General features: G+C 66.6%; 24 protein-coding genes. 20 read left to right on the forward strand and 4 right to left on the reverse strand.

What is annotated here, in order from left to right; translation table 11 throughout:
- Positions 1-28: 28 nt before the first annotated feature.
- The 4 genes from H4O11_RS08475 (at position 29) to H4O11_RS08490 (ending at position 2,705) form a co-directional block, all read left to right on the forward strand.
- On the forward strand, positions 29-466 hold the full coding sequence (locus H4O11_RS08475) for a hypothetical protein (RefSeq protein WP_246333371.1): 438 nt from the start codon (positions 29-31) through the stop codon (positions 464-466).
- Positions 463-1,116 carry a phosphoribosylglycinamide formyltransferase gene (purN, locus tag H4O11_RS08480; RefSeq protein ID WP_182338986.1) on the forward strand — a complete coding sequence of 218 codons (654 nt, stop codon included), beginning with the start codon at positions 463-465 and terminating at the stop codon, positions 1,114-1,116. The genes H4O11_RS08475 and purN overlap by 4 nt, the downstream gene beginning before the upstream one ends.
- A gap of 66 nt (positions 1,117-1,182) precedes the next feature.
- Positions 1,183-2,019, forward strand: a complete 837-nt coding sequence (locus tag H4O11_RS08485; RefSeq protein ID WP_182338987.1) for a DUF3108 domain-containing protein — start codon at positions 1,183-1,185, stop codon at positions 2,017-2,019.
- Between the two features lie 2 nt (positions 2,020-2,021).
- A complete protein-coding gene (locus H4O11_RS08490) occupies positions 2,022-2,705 on the forward strand; it encodes a DUF3108 domain-containing protein (protein WP_182338988.1) in 684 nt (227 codons plus the stop codon).
- A 115-nt stretch (positions 2,706-2,820) separates the two neighbouring features.
- On the opposite strand, the gene H4O11_RS08495 is transcribed toward H4O11_RS08490, so the two are convergent.
- Genes H4O11_RS08495 through H4O11_RS08505 form a run of 3 tightly spaced genes read right to left on the reverse strand, consistent with a single transcriptional unit; the run spans position 2,821 to position 4,640 of the window.
- Positions 2,821-3,120 (reverse strand): EF-hand domain-containing protein, encoded by a 300-nt coding sequence (locus H4O11_RS08495; RefSeq protein WP_182338989.1) that lies wholly within the window; start codon positions 3,118-3,120, stop codon positions 2,821-2,823.
- A complete protein-coding gene (gene murA, locus H4O11_RS08500) occupies positions 3,117-4,388 on the reverse strand; it encodes a UDP-N-acetylglucosamine 1-carboxyvinyltransferase (protein ID WP_182338990.1) in 1,272 nt (423 codons plus the stop codon). Before murA ends, H4O11_RS08495 begins: the two co-directional genes overlap by 4 nt.
- A 21-nt stretch (positions 4,389-4,409) precedes the next feature.
- On the reverse strand, positions 4,410-4,640 hold the full coding sequence (locus H4O11_RS08505) for a BolA family protein (protein WP_182338991.1): 231 nt from the start codon (positions 4,638-4,640) through the stop codon (positions 4,410-4,412).
- 53 nt (positions 4,641-4,693) lie between these two features.
- On the opposite strand from H4O11_RS08505, the gene H4O11_RS08510 reads away from it, so the two are divergent.
- The 16 genes from H4O11_RS08510 to H4O11_RS08585 all read left to right on the forward strand — a co-directional run bounded on the left by H4O11_RS08510 (position 4,694) and on the right by H4O11_RS08585 (position 17,818).
- Complete coding sequence (locus H4O11_RS08510; RefSeq protein ID WP_182338992.1) at positions 4,694-5,707, forward strand: KpsF/GutQ family sugar-phosphate isomerase; 1,014 nt, start codon at positions 4,694-4,696, stop codon at positions 5,705-5,707.
- Between the two features lie 77 nt (positions 5,708-5,784).
- On the forward strand, positions 5,785-6,336 hold the full coding sequence (locus tag H4O11_RS08515) for a KdsC family phosphatase (RefSeq protein WP_246333372.1): 552 nt from the start codon (positions 5,785-5,787) through the stop codon (positions 6,334-6,336).
- Positions 6,333-6,893: an LPS export ABC transporter periplasmic protein LptC gene (gene lptC, locus H4O11_RS08520; RefSeq protein ID WP_182338994.1), complete on the forward strand. Its 561-nt coding sequence runs from the start codon at positions 6,333-6,335 to the stop codon at positions 6,891-6,893. The genes H4O11_RS08515 and lptC overlap by 4 nt, the downstream gene beginning before the upstream one ends.
- 65 nt (positions 6,894-6,958) lie before the next feature.
- Positions 6,959-7,468 carry a lipopolysaccharide transport periplasmic protein LptA gene (lptA, locus tag H4O11_RS08525; protein ID WP_182338995.1) on the forward strand — a complete coding sequence of 170 codons (510 nt, stop codon included), beginning with the start codon at positions 6,959-6,961 and terminating at the stop codon, positions 7,466-7,468.
- Complete coding sequence (gene lptB / locus H4O11_RS08530; RefSeq protein ID WP_182338996.1) at positions 7,468-8,187, forward strand: LPS export ABC transporter ATP-binding protein; 720 nt, start codon at positions 7,468-7,470, stop codon at positions 8,185-8,187. The genes lptA and lptB overlap by 1 nt, the downstream gene beginning before the upstream one ends.
- 40 nt (positions 8,188-8,227) lie before the next feature.
- Positions 8,228-9,682 (forward strand): RNA polymerase factor sigma-54, encoded by a 1,455-nt coding sequence (locus H4O11_RS08535; protein ID WP_182338997.1) that lies wholly within the window; start codon positions 8,228-8,230, stop codon positions 9,680-9,682.
- Between the two features lie 55 nt (positions 9,683-9,737).
- Positions 9,738-10,076 carry a ribosome hibernation-promoting factor, HPF/YfiA family gene (gene hpf / locus H4O11_RS08540; protein ID WP_182338998.1) on the forward strand — a complete coding sequence of 113 codons (339 nt, stop codon included), beginning with the start codon at positions 9,738-9,740 and terminating at the stop codon, positions 10,074-10,076.
- Between the two features lie 21 nt (positions 10,077-10,097).
- Positions 10,098-10,550, forward strand: a complete 453-nt coding sequence (locus H4O11_RS08545; RefSeq protein WP_182338999.1) for a PTS sugar transporter subunit IIA — start codon at positions 10,098-10,100, stop codon at positions 10,548-10,550.
- Entirely contained in the window at positions 10,547-11,497 is a 951-nt protein-coding gene (gene hprK / locus H4O11_RS08550) for an HPr(Ser) kinase/phosphatase (RefSeq protein ID WP_182339000.1), read from the forward strand. The genes H4O11_RS08545 and hprK overlap by 4 nt, the downstream gene beginning before the upstream one ends.
- Positions 11,498-11,607: 110 nt before the next feature.
- Entirely contained in the window at positions 11,608-12,489 is an 882-nt protein-coding gene (rapZ, locus tag H4O11_RS08555; RefSeq protein WP_182339001.1) for an RNase adapter RapZ, read from the forward strand.
- A 158-nt stretch (positions 12,490-12,647) separates the two neighbouring features.
- Positions 12,648-13,040: a PTS sugar transporter subunit IIA gene (locus H4O11_RS08560; RefSeq protein WP_182339002.1), complete on the forward strand. Its 393-nt coding sequence runs from the start codon at positions 12,648-12,650 to the stop codon at positions 13,038-13,040.
- A complete protein-coding gene (locus tag H4O11_RS08565; protein ID WP_166925165.1) occupies positions 13,033-13,302 on the forward strand; it encodes an HPr family phosphocarrier protein in 270 nt (89 codons plus the stop codon). The genes H4O11_RS08560 and H4O11_RS08565 overlap by 8 nt, the downstream gene beginning before the upstream one ends.
- Positions 13,303-13,304: 2 nt before the next feature.
- On the forward strand, positions 13,305-15,059 hold the full coding sequence (gene ptsP, locus H4O11_RS08570) for a phosphoenolpyruvate--protein phosphotransferase (protein ID WP_182339003.1): 1,755 nt from the start codon (positions 13,305-13,307) through the stop codon (positions 15,057-15,059).
- Positions 15,060-15,251: 192 nt separating this feature from the next.
- Positions 15,252-16,613, forward strand: a complete 1,362-nt coding sequence (gene mgtE / locus H4O11_RS08575; protein ID WP_182339004.1) for a magnesium transporter — start codon at positions 15,252-15,254, stop codon at positions 16,611-16,613.
- Between the two features lie 67 nt (positions 16,614-16,680).
- On the forward strand, positions 16,681-16,947 hold the full coding sequence (locus tag H4O11_RS08580) for a hypothetical protein (protein WP_182339005.1): 267 nt from the start codon (positions 16,681-16,683) through the stop codon (positions 16,945-16,947).
- A gap of 70 nt (positions 16,948-17,017) precedes the next feature.
- Positions 17,018-17,818 carry a carboxylesterase family protein gene (locus tag H4O11_RS08585; protein ID WP_182339006.1) on the forward strand — a complete coding sequence of 267 codons (801 nt, stop codon included), beginning with the start codon at positions 17,018-17,020 and terminating at the stop codon, positions 17,816-17,818.
- A gap of 88 nt (positions 17,819-17,906) precedes the next feature.
- On the opposite strand, the gene H4O11_RS08590 is transcribed toward H4O11_RS08585, so the two are convergent.
- Complete coding sequence (locus H4O11_RS08590) at positions 17,907-18,857, reverse strand: aspartate carbamoyltransferase catalytic subunit (RefSeq protein ID WP_182339007.1); 951 nt, start codon at positions 18,855-18,857, stop codon at positions 17,907-17,909.
- Between the last annotated feature and the right edge of the window lie 3 nt (positions 18,858-18,860).

Consider the following 18,860-nt stretch of genomic DNA (forward strand, 5'->3'; position numbering starts at 1 on the left):
GCGCTACAGAACGCTCATGGAGACCGCCATGTCGACCCCGATGCTGACCGAACAGGACGCCAGCCACCTGCGCCTGCTGTCGATCTTCCACTACGTGGTCGCCGCCATGACCGCGCTGTTTTCGCTGATCTTCATCATCCACGTAGTGATCGGGATCGGCGTGTTGAGCGGCAGGTTGCCGATGAACCCGGCCCCCGGCCAAGCGGGACCGCCGTTCGATGAGCGCCTGTACGGCTGGATGTTCGTCGCCATCGGCAGCGCCATCGTGCTGGGGGGACTTACCCTGGCCGGTTTCATGGCATACGCCGGACGCTGCCTGGCCCATCGTCGTCGCCACCTGCTGTGCCTGATCGTGGCCGGTGCCTCCTGCTGCGTGACGCCGTTTGGCACCGTGTTGGGGGTGTTCACCCTGCTGGTGCTGCTGCGGCCGTCGGTGAAGCAGGCGTTCAACCCGGTACAGGCATGAGCGTGCGCATCGCAGTACTCGCATCCGGACGCGGCAGCAACCTGCAGGCCATCCTTGATGCCATTGCACACGGACAGCTGCAGGCCGACGTGGTTGGCGTGTTCTCCGACCGCGTCGATGCAGCCGCGCTGCAGCGGGTACCAGCGCCACGGCGCTGGGCTGCCTCACCCCGTGATTTCGCCGACCGCGTTGCCTTCGACACTGCACTGGGCGATGCACTGGCAGCCTGCACCCCGGACTGGATCATCTGCGCCGGCTACATGCGCATCCTCGGCGCGGCTTTCGTCGCCCGCTTCGAAGGCCGGCTGGTCAACATCCACCCTTCGCTGCTGCCGCTGTACAAAGGCCTGAACACCCACGCGCGCGCACTGGAAGCCGGCGATGCCGAACATGGCGCCAGCGTGCACTTCGTGGTTCCCGAACTGGATGCCGGCACCGTACTGGCGCAGGCACGCGTGCCGATCCTGCCCGGCGACAGCCCCGAATCCCTGGCCCAGCGCGTGCTGGCGGTGGAGCACCCGCTGCTGCTGGCCAGCCTGGCGCTGCTGGCCAGCGGACGCATAACTGAACAGGGCGGTCAGGTCCAGCTCGACGGTCACCCCCTTTTCAGCCCGCTGGCCCTAGATTCGGCCGGAACGCTGCAACGATGATGTACTGAACACGCGCCGACGACCGTGGCGCTGGCACCCTTCCCTCTCCCTTCGCCCTTGTCCGGTATGAAAACGACGCTGCTGCACCATCCCGCGCTGTGGTTGTCCGCCGTGTTCTGCATGGCGGCGCTGCCGGTGTCCGCACGGCAGGCCACCGAGACGGCCGCAGTTCCCCAGGACCCTGCGCTGCCAGCGCAGCAGGCCGAGGCACCGCCGGCAGTACCTGCATTGCCGGCGATGGCATGGGAACCACCGCCGCTGCAGCCGTTCACGGCCACCTACCAAGCGTTCTACAAGGGCAAGGAGGCGGGCGATGCGACCATGCGCGTCACCCACACCGGCGGCACCCAATGGCGGGTCGACATGCAGGTGGTCGGACGCCGCGGCTTCGCCAGCGTGCTCGGCCTGAACCTGGAACAGAGCACCGTCTTCGAGGACCGGGAGGGCCAGTACGTGCCGCTGAGCCAGAGCACCGTGCGCAAGGGCCTGTTCCTGGGCAAGAAGGTTACCGGCACCTATGACTGGCAGGCCGGTACCGCACGCTGGCTGGGCGACCTGAAAAAGGCGCGCACCCAGCCGATTCCATTGCAGCCAGGCGACCAGAGCGCCCTGCTGCTGAACCTGGCGATCATGCGTGATGCCCGTCCCGGCAGTGTGCTGCATTACCGCTATGTCGACGTCGGCCGTGTCCGCCAGCACGACTACCAGGCCGCCCCGGAGACCGCCAGCGTGCAGGTGGGCGATCTGTCCTACGACGCGCTTCGCGTTTCCCGCATCAATGGCGGCAACGACGAAACCATCCTCTGGATCGCCGATGGCGTACCCACGCCGGTGCGGATCCTGCAACGCAAAGACGGCGAGGACTACATCGACCTGCGCCTGATCGAATACCAAGGAGTCTGACCATGACCACATTCCAACGTCCGCTGACCTGGATCGCCGCTGCCGCATTGTCGGTGGCCAGCCTGCCCGCCATGGCACTGCAGCCGTTCAAGGCCGATTACCTGGCCAGCTACATGGGCATGCAGGCCAACGGCACCATGACCCTGGCCAGCGAGGGAGCCAACAAGTGGCGCTACACGCTGCAGGTGAAGAACCAGTTGGCCGACCTCAGCCAGAGCACCGTGTTCGATGAGGCCAACGGCAGCCTGCGTCCGCTCAGCAGCCAGGACCGTTCGGTACTGCTGGTGAAGAAACGCAACGTGCAGGCCACCTACAACTGGACCAGTAACCAGGCCACGTGGACCGGCGACATCAAGGGCGACCGCGCCGGGCCGGTGGCGCTGAAAGCCGGTGACATGGATGCGCTGCTGATCAACCTGGCCATCGCCCGCGACCTGGCGGCCGGCAAGCCGCTGACCTATCGCATGGTCGACGAAGGCCGGATCAAGCCCATGAACTACAAGGTGGTCGGCAAGGAAACGGTCACGGTGGCCGGCAAGAGCTATGAAGCGACCAAGGTATCGCGCACCGATGGCAACAAGGAGCTGATCGCCTGGATCGTGCCGGAGTTCCCGGTGCCGGCGCGCCTGTTGCAGCGCGAGGGCGGCAAGGACGCGCTGGACCTGACCATCAAGGGTTTGAACTGACGGGTTGCTGTGGTGACGGGCATGGCCCGTCACTACCCGGTGGGCTGGGTGTCCTGGTGACGGGCATGGCCCGTCACTACCGGTAGAGCGGGTCCATGACCCGCTGCCGTTGATGTCATTCGGCCTGGAATACCGTGCGGCAATCCACGCGGATCTGTTCGCCGGACTTGCGCCACGCGAACGTGCGGCACTCGCGGTTGCCTTCCTTGGTGGTGGTCACCCCGACGGCATGGAAGGCCTGGATGATCTCGTCACGGGTCACCGTGCCGTCAGCGTTCCAGTCCATGTCCTTCTGTTCGATGCCCTGGGTAATGGCGATGCCGGCGAACCAGGCATACCCCAGCCATGCCAGCACGATCAGCACCAGTGCCAGCAGCGCCTTGCGGCGGCGGGTGAACCTGCCGCGCAGGATCATGGCACCCGCCTGATGGTGGCGCCCAGCGCGGACAGCTTCTCTTCGATGTTTTCGTAGCCGCGGTCCAGGTGGTAGATGCGGTCGATGGTGGTGTCACCATCGGCCATCAGCCCAGCCAGGATCAGCGACGCCGAAGCACGCAGGTCGGTGGCCATCACCGGTGCACCGCTCAGGCGCTCGGCACCGCGCACGATGGCGGTGTGGCCTTCGACCTGGATGTCCGCGCCCACGCGCAACAGTTCGTTGACGTGCATGAAGCGGTTTTCAAAGATCGTTTCGTTGATCACGCCAACGCCGTCGGCCACGCAGTTGAGCGCCATGAACTGCGCCTGCATGTCGGTCGGGAACGCCGGGTACGGCGCAGTGGTCAGGTTGACCGCCTTCGGCCGCTTGCCCTGCATGTCCAGGCGGATGCTGTCCTCGGTGGTGGTGATGCTGGCACCGGCTTCGATCAGCTTGCCCAGCACCGCATCCAGCGTATCCGGGCGCGCGCGGTTCACCGTCACGCTGCCGCCAGTCATCGCCGCTGCCACCAGGAAGGTGCCGGTCTCGATGCGGTCCGGCAGCACTTCATGGCGCCCACCGCCCAACCGTTCCACGCCTTCGATCACCAGCCGGGCCGTGCCCAGGCCTTCGATCTTCGCGCCCAGCGCGATCAGGCAATGTGCCAGGTCGGTGACTTCAGGCTCCATCGCGCAGTTGTCCAGCACGCTGGTGCCTTCGGCCAGCACTGCGGCCATCAGCACGTTCTCGGTGCCGGTAACGCTGACCATGTCGAAGGTGAAGTGGGCCCCCTTCAGGCGCTTGGCGCTGGCCTTGATGAAGCCGTTCTCCACCACGATGTCCGCACCCAGCGCCTGCAGGCCCTTGATGTGCTGGTCCACCGGCCGCGAACCGATCGCGCAACCGCCGGGCAGCGATACTTCGGCCGCACCGAAGCGGGCCAGCAGCGGGCCCAGCACCAGGATCGAGGCACGCATGGTCCTGACCAGTTCATACGGCGCCACGTGCTGGTTCACCGAACGCGGGTCGACCACGATCGCGCTGCCGCGCGACAGCGTGCCCTGGTCGATGGTGACCTTGGCCCCCAGTTCGCCCAGCAGCTTCACCGTGGTCACCACGTCGTGCAGATGCGGCACGTTGGTGATTTCCACCGGCTCGTCGGCCAGCAGGGTGGCGCACAGGATGGGGAGGACGGCGTTCTTGGCGCCGGAGATACTTACTTCACCGTGCAGCGCGCGGCCGCCGGTAACAACGATCTTGGCCATGTATCGGGGTCTTTTTCGGGTTCAGCCGGCTTCGGCCGGGGTCACGGTCTTCAGCGCCAGCGCATGGATCGCGCCGCCCATCAGATCGCCGAGGGTGGCATACACCATGCGGTGGCGGGCCAGCGGCAGCTTGCCGGCGAAGGCCTCGCAGACCACCGTCGCTTCGAAGTGCACGCCATCGTCGCCCTGTACCTGCGCACGGGCGCCGGGCAGGCCGGTTTCGATCAGGTTGCGGATGGTGTCAGCGTCCAACGGGCTTTCCTAATAAAATGTCGGTTCATTCTACCCCGCTGCGTGGCGTCCGCATGGCCGATCCCAACCTGCCCATCCCCCCTGCCGGCCTGCCGGCCGAGCCATCGGCGCTGGTCGCCAGCGGCAAACGCGTGTTCGCGATCGAACAGCAGGCGCTGGACGCCGTTGCCGCGCGCCTGGGCGAGGCCTTCCAGCAGGCCTGCCAGCACATCCTGGCCAGCCGCGGACGGGTGGTGGCCACCGGAATGGGCAAGTCCGGGCATATCGCGCGCAAGATCGCCGCCACCCTCGCCTCCACCGGCACTCCTGCCTTCTACGTGCACCCGGGCGAAGCCGGCCACGGCGACCTGGGCATGATCACCGAGGCCGACGTGGTGCTGGCGTTGTCGTATTCGGGCGAATCGGACGAAGTGCTGATGCTGCTGCCGGTGCTCAAGCGCCAAGGCAACGTGCTGATCTCGATGACCGGCAAACCGCAGTCCAGCCTGGCCCGCGCCGCCGACGTGCACCTGGACGTCAGCGTGCCGGCCGAAGCCTGCCCGCTGGCGCTGGCGCCTACCTCCAGCACCACCGCCTCGCTGGCGATGGGCGATGCGCTGGCCGTCGCCCTGCTGGACGCACGCGGCTTCACTGCCGATGATTTCGCCCGCTCGCATCCGGCCGGCAGCCTCGGCCGCCGGCTGCTGCTGCACATCACCGACGTCATGCATGGCGGCGACGAACTGCCGCGCGTGGATGTCGGCGCCACCCTCAGCCAGGCGCTGGTGGAGATGAGCCGCAAGCGGCTTGGCATGACGGCCGTGGTCGACGCCGATGGCGTGTTGATCGGCCTGTTCACCGATGGTGACCTGCGCCGTGCCTTGGACAGCGAGCTGGATGTGCGCAGCGCGAAGATCGCCGAGGTGATGACCCGCAACCCGCGTACCATCGGCACCGACCAACTGGCGGTGGAAGCGGCGCGCCTGATGGAAATGCACCAGATCAACGGCCTGATCGTGGTCGACGCCGCTGGCCGTGCCGTCGGCGCGCTGAACATTCATGACCTGTTGCGGGCGCGGGTGGTTTAACCGACTCCTGCCCGCCCCCATTCATGCAGTATCGCCCGGCCATGCCCGGCGGCCCCACACAACCGGATGACAGCCACTTGACGCCCTGGTCTCCCCTGCCCGCTTTTCCTGCCCACCTGCATGCCGCCGCGGCGCACATCCGGCTGGCCTGTTTCGACGTGGACGGCACCCTCACCGACGGTCGGCTCTACTACGACCGGGAAGGCAACGAGAGCAAGGCATATTTCGTGCACGACGGCCTGGGACTGAAACTGCTGCAGAAGCACGGCATCCATCCGGTGCTGATCACTGCGCGCAACAGCCAGTCCGCGCTCAAGCGCGGCGCCGACCTGGGCATCGACACCCAGATCGCCGTTGGCGACAAGCTGGCCAGCGTGCAGGCGCTGTGCGCCCAGCATGGCATCGGCCTTGACCAGGTAGCGTTCATGGGTGACGACCTGCCCGACCTGGCGCCGCTGTGCCACGTCGGCCTGGCGGTCGCCCCGGCCAACGCGCACCCGTGGGTGGCCGAACGCGTGCACTGGCAGACCCGCGCCGAAGGCGGGCGTGGCGCCGCGCGCGAGCTGTGCGACGTGCTGCTGGCGGCGCAGGGCCGCATTGACGCCGTGCTGGCTGGATTCGGCGCATGAACTGGCGTACCGCCATCGGCGCCATCCTGCTGGTCGTGGCCGTGCTCAGCGGCTGGTCGCTGCTGCGCGATCGCAACAAGGGCACCCAGGCCACGGCCGACGACGGCAGCGTGGATTACGTGCTGCACGATTTCCAGATCGTCGTACTGGACGACCAGGGCAAGGAATCCACCACCCTGCGCGCGCCGAAGCTGGAGCGCAGCCGCGCCGACCAGACCCTGGACATCGCCACGCCGGTATTCGAAATGCCCGGCCAGGATGGCAACCACTGGACGCTGCGTTCGGAAACCGGCTGGGTCAGCGCCAAGGGCGATGAAATGCGCCTGCGCGGCAACGTCGCCGGTGACAGCCCCACCCAGGGCAACACCCCGCCGACGACCTTCCGCACCACCCACCTGAACGTTTTCCCCAAGGAAAACCGTGCCCGCACCGATGCGCTGGTGACCATGACCCGTCCCGGCATGGAACAGAGCGGCGTCGGGTTCGAGCTGGATTCCAAGAACAACACGTATCATTTCCTCAGCCAGTCCAAGGGCCGCTACATGCCCCGGAGATGACCCTGCGGCACGCCCCCCTTTTCCGCCTGGCGCGACCAGGCCACCATCCGGCAGAAACGGACACGATGAAAATCCACCTTGCAGCCCTTTGCGTGCTCAGCCTGATGCTTCCGCTGTTCGCCAGCGCGAAGTCCGCCGATCGCAACGAACCGATGAACATCGATGCCGGCGCCCAGTCCGGCACCCTGACCGGTGACGGCAAGACGACGCTGTCCGGCGGCGTGGTGATCACCCAGGGCACGCTGGACCTGCGCTCGGCGAACGCGGAAATCCAGATCAAGGACGGCGAAGCGGTCCGTGCGATCTTCACCGGCAAGCAGGCCACGATGCGCCAGCAGATGGATGACGGCAGCTGGATGGATGCCAAGGCGGACCGGATCGACTACGACATCACCGGCGAGATCATCACCCTGACCGGCAACTACACGGTCACCAGCGCGCGTGGCACCAATGCAGGACAGCGCATGGTCTACAACACCCGCAGCGGGGAAATGAACAGCGGTGGTGATGGCAGCCGCGTGCGCACCGTCATCCAGCCCAAGAACAAGGCGCCGGCCGCAGGGAGCGACAAGTAATGCTCGTTGCCAATGGCCTGCGCAAGCGCTACAAGCAGCGCGAAGTCGTCAAGGACTTCGGCCTGACCCTGGACGCGGGCGAAGTGGTCGGCCTGCTGGGCCCGAACGGCGCCGGCAAGACCACCTGCTTCTACATGATCGTCGGCCTGGTGGCCGCCGATGCCGGCAGCATCGTGCTTGATGGCAAGGACATCACCGGCGACCCGATGTATACCCGCGCCAAGCAGGGCGTGGGCTACCTCCCGCAGGAGCCCTCGGTGTTCCGCAAGCTCTCCGTGGCCGACAACATCCGCCTGGTGCTGGAACTGCGCGAGGACCTGGACCGTGCCGGGCGCGAGCGCGAACTGGGCAGCCTGCTGGACGAACTGCAACTGGGCCACGTCGCCGACCAGTTGGGCGCCAGCCTGTCGGGTGGCGAACGCCGCCGCTGCGAGATCGCCCGCGCGCTGGCTGCGCAGCCGCGCCTGATCCTGCTCGATGAACCCTTTGCCGGCGTGGACCCGATTTCGGTCGGAGAAATCCAGCGCATCGTCACCCACCTCAAGCAGCGCGGCATCGGCGTGCTGATCACCGACCACAATGTCCGCGAGACCTTGGGAATCTGCGACCGGGCGTATATCCTCGCCGAGGGTACGGTGCTGGCCCAGGGCGCGCCTGCGGACCTGCTGGAAAATGCAGACGTCCGCCGCGTCTACCTGGGGGATTCCTTCAAGCTGTGAAGCTGGCCGCCGGACCCTTCCTTTTTCGTCGGGCGGTGGCATGAAGACGCGGTTGCAGACATCGCTGGGGCAACAGCTGGTCATGACGCCACAGTTGCGCCAGGCCATCAGGCTGCTGCAGATGTCCAGCGTCGAGCTGGATGCGGAACTCGCCGAAGCGGTGGAAACCAATCCCCTGCTGGACTGGGACGACACCGCCGAGGCATTGCCCGGCGATGCCCCCGCCGAACCAGGCACGGGCCCGGACGACAGCGCCCCTGATGCCTTCGCCCACGACGAAGGCCAGGCGCCGTCACCGCAGGCCGACGATGACTGGGCCCCGGCCGAGGTCGACTGGAGCGGTGGGGGCAGTGGAGGCTCCTTCGACGATGACGACCTGGGCAGCGCGGCTGAACGCGTAGCCGAGCCGGAAACCCTGGCCGACCACCTGCTGTGGCAGCTGCACCTGTCGCCGCTGTCCGCGCGCGACCGCAGTATCGGCGCCGCGTTGATCGACGCGCTGGAAGACGATGGCTACCTGCGCGAACCGTTGTCCGGCATTGCCGAGACCCTGTTGCCGGCCATCCATGCCGGCGACGATGAAATCCTGACGGTACTGCACCAGATCCAGCGGTTCGACCCGGTGGGCATCGGCGCGCGCAGCCTGGGCGAGTGCCTGCAGTTGCAACTGGACGTACTGCCTGCCGACACCCCGGCGCTGGCGCTGGCGCGGGTGATTGCCGGCGGCCCATTGGAGCGCCTGCCCCGCAGCGGCGTGGCGGGAATCGCCCACGAGCTGAAACAACCCATGGCCGACGTGGAGGCCGCCGTTGCCCTGCTGCGTTCACTGGATCCACGCCCCGGCACCCAGATCGCCCCGTTTTCACAGGACACCTACGTGGTGCCCGACGTGGTCATCTGGCGCCAGAACGGCATCTGGCGTGCGGCACTGGCCAGCCATGCCGGGCCCAAGGTGGTCATCCACCGTGGTTACGAACAGATGATCCGCCACTGTGGCGAGGCCGACGCGGGCTACCTGAAAGCACAGCTGCAGGAGGCACGTTGGCTGCTGAAGGGATTGGAGGCGCGTGGCGAAACCCTGCTGCGCGTGGTCCACAGCCTGCTGCACCAGCAGGCGGGCTTCCTGGAGTTCGGGGCACAGGCGCTGCGCCCGCTGACGCTGCGCGAGATCGCCGGCGAACTCGGCCTGCACGAATCCACCGTTTCACGCGCCATTGCACGCAAGCATGTGCGCACCCCGCGCGGCACCATCCCGCTGCGCGCCTTCTTTGCCTCCGGCATCGACACCGACGGCGGCGGGGAGGCTTCCAGCACGGCCATCCAGAGCATGATCCGCCGGCTCATCGACGACGAAAACCCACGCAAGCCGCTTTCTGACGCCAAGCTGGCTGACCTGCTCAAGACCTCCGGCATTCCAGTGGCGCGCCGGACCGTGGCGAAGTATCGTGAAGCCATGAACATTTCCGCCTCGCACGAAAGAGTCCGGATCGCCTGACGCATGCCGCGCCCGGCGGAAAGGTTCATTGGCAAATCCATAAAGGAGAAACCCGATGCGCATTGAAACGTTTGGCAAAGACGTCGAAGTCACCCCGGCCCTGAAGGAGTATGTGGAAACCAAACTCTCCCGGGCGGGCAAGCATTTCGGCGAGCACTGCGAAACTCGGGTTACGTTGAAGCTGCAGAACAAGAACGAGCACCACGTCGACGCCAGCGTGAACATCCCGGGACAGACACTGCATGCCGAGGCCACAGGCCAGACCATGTATGCCGCGATCGACATCCTGGCCGACAAGCTGGACCGCCTGGTGGTCAAGCACAAGGAAAAGAAACAGCAGAAGAGCCACCAGTCCGCTGCGCTTCCGCTCGCGGTGGGCGACAATGAAGGCTGATGCCACCACTTTCCCCCCGACATGCCCCTGACTGATCTGATGGCGGCCGTGCAGACCCAGGTCTGCACGGCGACCGACCGCGACAGCGTGTTGCTGGCCGCCGCGCGGCTGCTGTCCTGCCGCCAGGCAAACACCGAACAGATCCATCGCAACCTGTGCGAACGCGAAGCACTGGGCAGCACCGCCATCGGCCATGGCATCGCCATTCCGCACGGCCGCGCACCGGCGCTGGAACGTCCACGCGGTGCCCTGCTGAAACTGGAAAAACCCGTAGATTTCGGCGCGGACGAGCCGGTTGACCTGGTGTTCGCCATCGCCGTACCCGCCCACTACACCCACCAGCACCTGATGCTGCTGTCCGAACTGGCCGAACTGTTTTCCGAGCCGTCCATCCGCCAGGCGCTGCGCGAAGCCAGGGACGCCGCCGCGCTGCGCGCCATCATCGACTTCCCGCCACCGGCCAGTGCCGCATGAATACCAGCATCACCGCACGCGAACTGTTCGACCAGCAACGCGACCGGCTGGCCCTGCGCTGGGTTGCCGGGCAGAAGGGCGAAAAACGCGAACTGGAGGCCGGCAACACGGTCTCGCGACGACCGTCGCTGGCCGGTTACCTCAACGCGATCTACCCCAACAAGGTGCAGATCCTCGGCACCGAAGAGCTGGCCTGGCTGGACTCGCTGGATTCGCGGCTGCGCTGGGAAACCATCGAAAAGATCATGCAGTCGCACCCGCTGGCGCTGGTGATCACCCGCAACCAGCCATGCCCGGAAGACCTGCGCGCGGCGGCCGACGAATCGCACACGCCGTTGTGGCTATCACCCAAGCGCGGGCACGAACTGCTCAACCACCTGTCCTACCACCTGGCACGTACGCTGGCGCCGCGGGTGATCCTGCATGGCGTGTTCATGGAGATCTACTCCATCGGCGTGCTGGTCACCGGCGAGGCCGGGTCGGGCAAGAGCGAACTGGCGCTGGAACTGCTCAGCCGCGGCCACCGCCTGGTCGCCGACGATGCACCGGAGTTCACCCAGATCGCCCCCGACGTGCTGGACGGCACCTGCCCCGAACTGCTGCAGGACCTGCTGGAAGTGCGGGGGCTGGGCGTGCTGAACGTGCGCGAGATGTTCGGTGACACCGCTGTAAAGAAGAACAAGTACCTTCGGCTGATCGTCCACCTGACCAAGCCGATGACCGAACCCAGCGCCTATGGCTATGAACGCCTGACCGGCGATTCAGGCACCCGCCACGTGCTGGACCTGGACGTGCCGCTGATCACCCTGCCGGTGATGCCCGGCCGCAACCTGTCGGTGCTGACCGAGGCGGCCACGCGCCTGCACATCCTGCGCACCAAGGGCATCGACCCCGCGGCGATGTTCATCGCCCGCCACAGCAACCTGCTGGAACGCCGCAGCCCATGAAATATCCAGGCGGCAACCGCTGAACGCCGTCATGTTTACCCATGGAGGCCGGCTGCCGGCCGGCATGGCCCCACCCCACCCACCGCCCGCCAACCCTCTGTGAGCCCGCCATGACCCGCCCTGCCCCGCCCGCCCCGGCCCTGATCATCGTCAGCGGCCTGTCCGGTTCCGGAAAGTCCGTGGCCTTGAAAACCTTCGAAGACCAGGACTACTACTGCACCGACAACCTGCCGATCGACCTGCTGCCGTCCTTCGTCCGCAGTGTGCTGGACGACGCCGTCGCGGTACCAAGGCGGTTGGCGGTGGGCATCGACGTGCGCGGCCAGAGCGACCTGAGCCAACTGGCCAAGTGGCGCCAGCAGGCCGATGAAGCGGGCGTACAGGCGCAGGTGCTGTTCTTCGAAGCCGACGACGAAACACTGCTCAAGCGCTACGCCGACACCCGCCGCCGGCATCCCTTGAGCCAGCTCGGCCTGTCGCTGCCGGAAGCCATCGCCCGCGAGCGCGAGCTTGCCGCCCCGCTGCGGCAGGCCGCCGACGCCATCATCGATACCACCACGCTCAACGTGCACCAGCTGCGCCGCCGGGTCCTCACCGAGTTCGCGCTCGGCCATGCCACGCCCCTGTCGCTGCTGTTCGAATCGTTCGCCTACAAGCACGGGGTGCCGGCCGAGGCCGACTTCATGTTCGACGCACGGGTACTGCCCAATCCGCACTGGGACCCGGACCTGCGCCCGCTGAGCGGACGCGAGGGCGGCGTACGCGATTACCTGGAAGCACAGCCTGAGGTGCAGCGCTACGTGGGCCAGCTGACTGATTTCCTCGACACCTGGCTACCGAAGCTGGGCAACGACACCCGCAGCTACGTCACCGTGGCGTTCGGCTGCACCGGCGGCAAGCACCGTTCGGTGTTCCTGGCCGAACGCATGGCCCGCCACGCACGCGAACAAGGCTGGGAAGACGTCGCCACCTTCCACCGCGAACTGGACTGAAAAAGGGGACGGAGGGGATTAAGTCGCATCCGGCCGCATGCCTGCCGGATGCGACTTAATCCCCTCCGTCCCCTTTTTTCTTATCCAGATGAATACGGAACACTGAAAGGCTCTCTACCCGCTATCGCAGCTTCATGCCGACCTGTTAACGTTTGGCAATGACCTGTGGCATTCTCCTCGTAACACATCCTGGCGTCGGGCCCGCCCTGCTTGACGTGGCGACCCGGCTCCTGCGGCATCTGCCGTTGAAGACTGAAGCGTTCGAAGTACCGTTCGATGCCGACCTGGACACCCTGCTTCCGCTCGCCTCGGCCGCCATGCGCCGGGTGGATGGCGGCAACGGCGTGCTGATCCTGACCGACCTGTACGGCGCCAGCCCCAGCAACCTGGCCGCGCAACTGGCCCGGTTGGGGACGCCGGCCCGGCGGGTGGCCGCGCTGAGCCTGCCGATGTTGTTGCGGGTCATGAATTATCCGGAACAGGAACTGGATCAACTGCCCGCCACTGCGGCGGCGGGCACCCGCAATGGAGCGATAGTCGACGATGCTTGAACGAGAACTCACCGTAACCAACCGCCTGGGCCTGCATGCCCGCGCCACTGCGAAGCTGGTGCAGGAGCTGGCGCCTTTCCGGTGCAATGTCACCATGGCCGCCAAGGGCCGCGAGATCAACGCCAAGAGCATCATGGGCGTGATGCTGCTCGCCGCCGGCCAGGGCACCCCGGTGACCATCCGGATCAGCGGCGACGACGAGCAGGCCGCGATGGATGCCGTGGTTTCGCTGTTCGAGCGCCGCTTCGACGAGGACAGCTGAGCATGCCGCGCGCCCGCGCTGGACTGTCACCTGCCGGCCCACGTCCGGTGCAGTTGCTGTCCGGCCACGGCGCATCGCGCGGTACCGCACTGGGCCGGGCCCGGGTCCGCTTGCCGCACGCGCTGGAAGTGGCCGAACAACGGGTACCAGCGCAGCAGGTGGACAAGGAACTCAAGCGCCTGCATGCCGCCCTCGATGCCGCACGCGTGGAAATGCACGACCTGCGGCAGCGGCTGCAGGGCGCCCTGAACCAGGAAGCCGGCGAATTCCTCGACCTGCATGCCCTGCTGCTGGATGACCCCGAACTGCTGTTCGGCCTGGATGAACTGATCCGCAGCGGCCCCTTCAGCGCCAGCTATGCGCTGAGGCTGCAGCGCGACCGGCTGGCCAAAGTCTTCGATGGCATGGACGATGCCTACCTGAAGAGCCGCATGGACGACCTGGACCATGTGATCGGCCGCATCCACGCCTTCCTGCAGCCGGTGCTTCCGCCGTCGGTGAAGGGGCTGGCCGGCGAGATCCTGGTCTGCGAAAACATCGCCCCCTCTGAAATGGCGCAGCTGCAATCGCAGGGCGTGGTGGCGATCATCACCTCGGCCGGCAGCGCGCTCTCGCACAGTGCCATCCTGGCGCGCAGCCTGCACCTGCCGCTGATCGTCAACGTGCCCACCCTGCTGCAGCGGATCAGCGACGGCGACGTGCTGATCGTCGATGGCAGCGACGGCAGCATCACCGTCAACCCGCAGGCAGAGAACCTGCGCGACTACCGTGTGCGGCTGAAGGAGCACGCGCGCGAACAGCGTGAACTTGGCCGCCTGCGCAGCAAACCCAGCCGCACCCGTGACCAGGTGGACATCGCGCTGCTGGCCAATGCCGAATCGCTGGAAGATGTCACCCAGGCGCACGCACTCGGCGCGCAGGGCCTGGGCCTGTACCGCACCGAATTCCTGTTCCTGCAGCGCAACGAACTGCCCGATGAAGAAGAGCAGTTCCAGGCTTACCGCGACGCGGCATTGGGCATGGCCGGCCGGCTGGTCACCATCCGTACCCTGGACCTGGGCGCGGACAAGGCAGACCGCACCGGACTGACCCTGAGCAACGAGGACAACCCGGCACTGGGACTGCGCGGCGTGCGCCTGTCGCTGGCGCGGCCAAAGGTCGCCGATACCCAGTTGCGCGCGATATTGCGGGCCAGCGCCTACGGCAAGATCCGCATCCTCGTCCCGATGGTCAGTACGCGCGATGAACTGCTTGCGGTACGTCGGCGCATGACCCGGCTGACCGCGCAGCTGCGTGCCGAAGGCCATGCCATCAGCGAGCGGGTGCCGCTGGGCGCGATGATCGAGGTCCCTGCTGCCGCGTTCGCACTGGAAAGCTTCATCGACCTGGTCGACTTCCTGTCCATCGGCACCAACGACCTGGTGCAGTACCTGCTGGCCGCCGACCGCAACAACGAAGCACTGGGCGAACTGTATTCGCCACTGCATCCGGCAGTACTGCGCTTGCTGGCGCTGGTCATCGAAACCGGAGCACGGCATCGCATCCCGGTGGCGGTGTGTGGCGAGATCGCTGGCGATGCACGGCTCGCACCGCTGTTGCTGGCACTGGGGCTGACGGAGTTCAGCCTGCATCCCGGCACGTTGCTGGAAGTGCGCCGTGCGATCCGCGACAGCGACCTGGGCGCCTTGCGCGCACGCGCGCCGAAGCTGCTGGCCGCACGCGACCGCCGCGGTATCGAACGCTGGATCACCGGCTGACCGGATAGCACCACGTCCAGCCCCGCGGATTTCCACGCACCCGACGCCCTGCCAGCCACACGCCGCCATGCTCGCCCGACCTCGCCGGGCGCTATCGTTCGGACACATCCGCGCGCGATAATGACGCGCTGACTACCCTCGATGCCGCATCCTACGCTGGATAGCGGCCTTTTCATTCCTGCGGGAGCCCTGATGGCCGAAGCCATACGCCACGACAAGACCTCACGCCAGCTGCGCCTGCTGTCCGATGCGCTGGACAGTGGCCGCCTGGGGCCGGTGCGCCGGTTGGTCAACACGCTTGCACCGGCCGAGATCGGCAACCTGCTGGAATCGTTGCCGCCCGGCAAGCGCGAAGTGGTGTGGGGCCTGGTCGATCCCGAGGACGATGGCGAGGTGCTGGTCCACGTCGGCGATGAAGTGCGCGAAAGCCTGCTGGCCGACATGGACCCCGACGAGATCATCGCCGCGGTCGAAGACCTGGACATCGATGACCTGGCCGACCTCGTCGAAGACCTGCCCGACACGGTCATCGACGAGGTCCTCAAGTCGATGGACCGCGAGAACCGCGAGCGCCTGGAGCAGGTGCTGTCCTATCCGGAGGACACCGCCGGCCGCCTGATGAACCCCGACGTGGTGACCGTGCGCGCCGACGTCAACGTCGACGTGGTGCTGCGGTACCTGCGCCTGCGCGGCGAACTGCCCGACCACACCGATCACCTGTTCGTGGTCAGCCGGCGCCACCAGTACCTGGGCCGCGTGTCGCTGGCCGCGCTGGTGACGCATGAGGACACCACGCCGATCAACCGCCTGATCGACGACGAGCAGCCGGCGATCGACGTCGGCGAGAGCGACCAGGAAGTGGCCCGGCAGTTCTCTGACCATGACTGGGTCTCCGCGCCAGTGGTGGACGACAACAACATCCTGCTCGGCCGCATCACCATCGATGACGTGGTCGACATCATCCGATCGCAGGCCGAGCACCAGGCATTGGGCGCGGCCGGCCTGGATGAAGAGGAAGATCTGTTCTCGCCGATCAAGCGCGCCGTACGCGGTCGCGTGGTCTGGCTGGGCATCAACCTGTGCACCGCATTCCTGGCGGCCAGCGTGATCGGCCAGTTCGAGCTGACCCTGCAGAAAGTGGTCGCACTGGCGGTATTGATGCCGATCGTGGCCGGCGTAGGCGGCAACGCTGCCGTGCAGGTGCTGACCTTGATGGTGCGCGGCATCGCGCTCGGCCAGGTTGGCCCCAGCAACGCACGCATCCTGCTGTGGAAGGAATCACGGGTGGCGCTGATCAACGGCACGCTCATCGGCCTGCTGGTCGGCATCATCGCGTTCGTGTGGTTCCACAGTTTCCTGCTGTCGGTGGTCATCACCCTGGCGCTGATCATCAATTTCTGCGCAGCTGCATTGGCCGGCGTACTGCTTCCGCTGCTGCTCAAGCGGATGAATGTCGACCCCGCCGTGGCCGGTACCGTGGTGGTGACTGCGGTGACCGATGTGATGGGCTTCTTCAGCTTCCTCGGCCTGGCCACCCTGATCCTGCTGCATTGACCACGGCGCCCCCTGCAACGCCGGCGCTGTCCGCAGTGGCAGGCCTCACCCGCTTACCGGAATACCCATGGCCACTACCGTAGACAATTACTTCCAGCCGGACTGGCGCGACCAGCAGCATGCCTGCGCAGCCTGCGATTGGCAGGGCACCTCACGCACGATGGTGATGGAACTGCATGACGATGTGACCGAGTACGACTGCCCCGCCTGCGAAAATCCACTGCTGATCGTCGTCCACCCGGACATCGAACAGGTGCAGGCAGCCGCCGCGGCCGGTAATGCCGAGGCACAGGAACAACTGGACATCATCGCCAGTTTCCCGCGTCCTGGCTGATGCATCGCACGATGCCATGGATGGCAAAGGTGGCTAGGATGAAAGCGATTGCATCCCTCCAGGATCCGCCATGCTCCGCTCATTGCTGCGCTGCTGTGTCGCCGTCACCGTGCTGATGTTCTTCGCCGGCTGTGCCAGCACGCCCGATCCCACGGCCGGCCGTTTCGAATCGCGCAGCGTTACCGTGGACGGCCATGCTTCCCGTTACCAGGTCTTCGTCCCCGCCGATGCGCTGCGCGCCGCGGGCTCGCTGCCGGTCGTGCTGTTCCTGCACGGGTCCGGTGAACGTGGACGCGATGGAGTGAAACAGACCACGGCGGGCCTTGGCCCTTACCTGCGCGCGCACGCTGCCGATTTTCCCGCCCTGGTCGTACTGCCCCAGGTGCCCGACCACGAAGAATGGACCGGCCACAACAACCGCGTCGCGCTGGCGGCGCTGGATGCAGCCAGCGCCGAGTTCGGTGCCGACCCGTCGCGCCAGTACCTGACCGGCATGTCGATGGGAGGCTACGGGAGCTGGAACATCGCCCTCGCCTTGCCGGATCGTTTCGCTGCGATCGTACCCGTATGTGGCGCAGTGCTGGCCCCCCGCCTGGAACGCGGGAGCCTGTTGGTGGAATCCGTGGCCGCCGAATCCGACCCGTACCGCGCGATTGCACAGCGCCTGAAGCAGACGCCGGTCTGGATGTTCCATGGCGCGCTGGACGACGTGGTACTCCCCGACGACGACCGCAAACTGCACGCAGCCTTCAAGGCCGCCGGTGCAGCCGACGCCCGCTATACCGAGTATCCCCAGGGAAACCACAACGCATGGGATGCCACCTATGCCGACCCCGCCATGTGGCAATGGCTGTTCGCGCAGCATCGCTGACCGCGCCCCAACAATCCCGGCCCCCTGATCGGTGACGACCGTTGGTCGTCCGCACCAAGACAGGCACCGGCCACATCGCGGACCACGGTCAGCCGAGCAGGGTTTCCAGCACGGCCATGCGCACGGCGACGCCGTTGGCGACCTGGCGCAGCACCCACGACTGCGGGCCGTCGGCCACCTCGTCGGTCACTTCCACGCCACGGTTGATCGGGCCCGGGTGCAGCACCGCTGCATCCTTGCCGGCACGCGCCAGGCGTGCAGCATGCAGCCCGTACTGCGCGTGGTACTGCTCCAACGAGGGCACCAGGCCTTCTTCCATGCGCTCGCGCTGCAGGCGCAGCATCATCAACGCATCGACGCCTTCCAGCATGGCATCGAAATCATCACCCACCACGCAGCCTTTCAGCGTGTCGTCCTCCGGCAGCAGCGACTGCGGGCCGCATACCCGGATCTCGCCCACGCCCAGCGTACGCAGTGCATGCAGGTCGGTACGGGCCACGCGCGAGTGCTTCACGTCGCCGACGATCACCACCTTCATCTTCGAAAAATCGCTGCCCTTGGCCTGGCGCAGGGTCAGCATGTCCAGCAGGCCCTGGGTCGGGTGTGCGCTGCGTCCGTCACCGGCGTTGACCAGCGCCGTGCCCTCGCCCGCCGCCGCCGCCAGCGCGGCCACCGCACCATCGTCGGGATGGCGTACCACGAAGCCACGCACGCCCATCGCTTCCAGGTTCTTCAGCGTATCGGTGGCCGTTTCGCCCTTGCGCGTGGACGAAGTGGATGCATCGAAGTTCAGCACGTCCGCGCCCAACCGCTGCGCAGCCAGCTGGAACGAACTGCGGGTGCGCGTGGACGGTTCGAAGAACAGCGTGCACACCGCCGATCCGGCCAGCACCGAGCGCTTGTTGCCTACCCGGCCAACGGCCGCATCGCGGATCTGCCCCGCGCGGTCCAGCAGCTGCAGCAGGGTTTCGCGCGGCAGGCCTTCCAGGGTGAGCAGGTGGCGCAGGCGTCCGGAGGAATCGAGTTGCGAAGCAGTCATGGG

It is taken from the genome of Stenotrophomonas tumulicola, assembly GCF_014117215.1.
GTDB classification, from domain to species: Bacteria; Pseudomonadota; Gammaproteobacteria; order Xanthomonadales; family Xanthomonadaceae; genus Stenotrophomonas; species Stenotrophomonas tumulicola.

What these genes read in the sequence shown, in the direction of transcription:
- H4O11_RS08475 (WP_246333371.1), top strand. Translation starts at nt 29, where the DNA reads ATGTCGACCCCGATGCTGACCGAACAGGACGCCAGCCACCTGCGCCTG.
- purN (WP_182338986.1), top strand. Translation starts at nt 463, where the DNA reads ATGAGCGTGCGCATCGCAGTACTCGCATCCGGACGCGGCAGCAACCTG.
- H4O11_RS08485 (WP_182338987.1), top strand. Translation starts at nt 1,183, where the DNA reads ATGAAAACGACGCTGCTGCACCATCCCGCGCTGTGGTTGTCCGCCGTG.
- H4O11_RS08490 (WP_182338988.1), top strand. Translation starts at nt 2,022, where the DNA reads ATGACCACATTCCAACGTCCGCTGACCTGGATCGCCGCTGCCGCATTG.
- H4O11_RS08495 (WP_182338989.1), bottom strand. Translation starts at nt 3,120, where the DNA reads ATGATCCTGCGCGGCAGGTTCACCCGCCGCCGCAAGGCGCTGCTGGCA.
- murA (WP_182338990.1), bottom strand. Translation starts at nt 4,388, where the DNA reads ATGGCCAAGATCGTTGTTACCGGCGGCCGCGCGCTGCACGGTGAAGTA.
- H4O11_RS08510 (WP_182338992.1), top strand. Translation starts at nt 4,694, where the DNA reads ATGGCCGATCCCAACCTGCCCATCCCCCCTGCCGGCCTGCCGGCCGAG.
- lptC (WP_182338994.1), top strand. Translation starts at nt 6,333, where the DNA reads ATGAACTGGCGTACCGCCATCGGCGCCATCCTGCTGGTCGTGGCCGTG.
- lptA (WP_182338995.1), top strand. Translation starts at nt 6,959, where the DNA reads ATGAAAATCCACCTTGCAGCCCTTTGCGTGCTCAGCCTGATGCTTCCG.
- lptB (WP_182338996.1), top strand. Translation starts at nt 7,468, where the DNA reads ATGCTCGTTGCCAATGGCCTGCGCAAGCGCTACAAGCAGCGCGAAGTC.
- H4O11_RS08535 (WP_182338997.1), top strand. Translation starts at nt 8,228, where the DNA reads ATGAAGACGCGGTTGCAGACATCGCTGGGGCAACAGCTGGTCATGACG.
- hpf (WP_182338998.1), top strand. Translation starts at nt 9,738, where the DNA reads ATGCGCATTGAAACGTTTGGCAAAGACGTCGAAGTCACCCCGGCCCTG.
- H4O11_RS08545 (WP_182338999.1), top strand. Translation starts at nt 10,098, where the DNA reads ATGCCCCTGACTGATCTGATGGCGGCCGTGCAGACCCAGGTCTGCACG.
- hprK (WP_182339000.1), top strand. Translation starts at nt 10,547, where the DNA reads ATGAATACCAGCATCACCGCACGCGAACTGTTCGACCAGCAACGCGAC.
- rapZ (WP_182339001.1), top strand. Translation starts at nt 11,608, where the DNA reads ATGACCCGCCCTGCCCCGCCCGCCCCGGCCCTGATCATCGTCAGCGGC.
- H4O11_RS08560 (WP_182339002.1), top strand. Translation starts at nt 12,648, where the DNA reads ATGACCTGTGGCATTCTCCTCGTAACACATCCTGGCGTCGGGCCCGCC.
- H4O11_RS08565 (WP_166925165.1), top strand. Translation starts at nt 13,033, where the DNA reads ATGCTTGAACGAGAACTCACCGTAACCAACCGCCTGGGCCTGCATGCC.
- ptsP (WP_182339003.1), top strand. Translation starts at nt 13,305, where the DNA reads ATGCCGCGCGCCCGCGCTGGACTGTCACCTGCCGGCCCACGTCCGGTG.
- mgtE (WP_182339004.1), top strand. Translation starts at nt 15,252, where the DNA reads ATGGCCGAAGCCATACGCCACGACAAGACCTCACGCCAGCTGCGCCTG.
- H4O11_RS08580 (WP_182339005.1), top strand. Translation starts at nt 16,681, where the DNA reads ATGGCCACTACCGTAGACAATTACTTCCAGCCGGACTGGCGCGACCAG.
- H4O11_RS08585 (WP_182339006.1), top strand. Translation starts at nt 17,018, where the DNA reads ATGCTCCGCTCATTGCTGCGCTGCTGTGTCGCCGTCACCGTGCTGATG.
- H4O11_RS08590 (WP_182339007.1), bottom strand. Translation starts at nt 18,857, where the DNA reads ATGACTGCTTCGCAACTCGATTCCTCCGGACGCCTGCGCCACCTGCTC.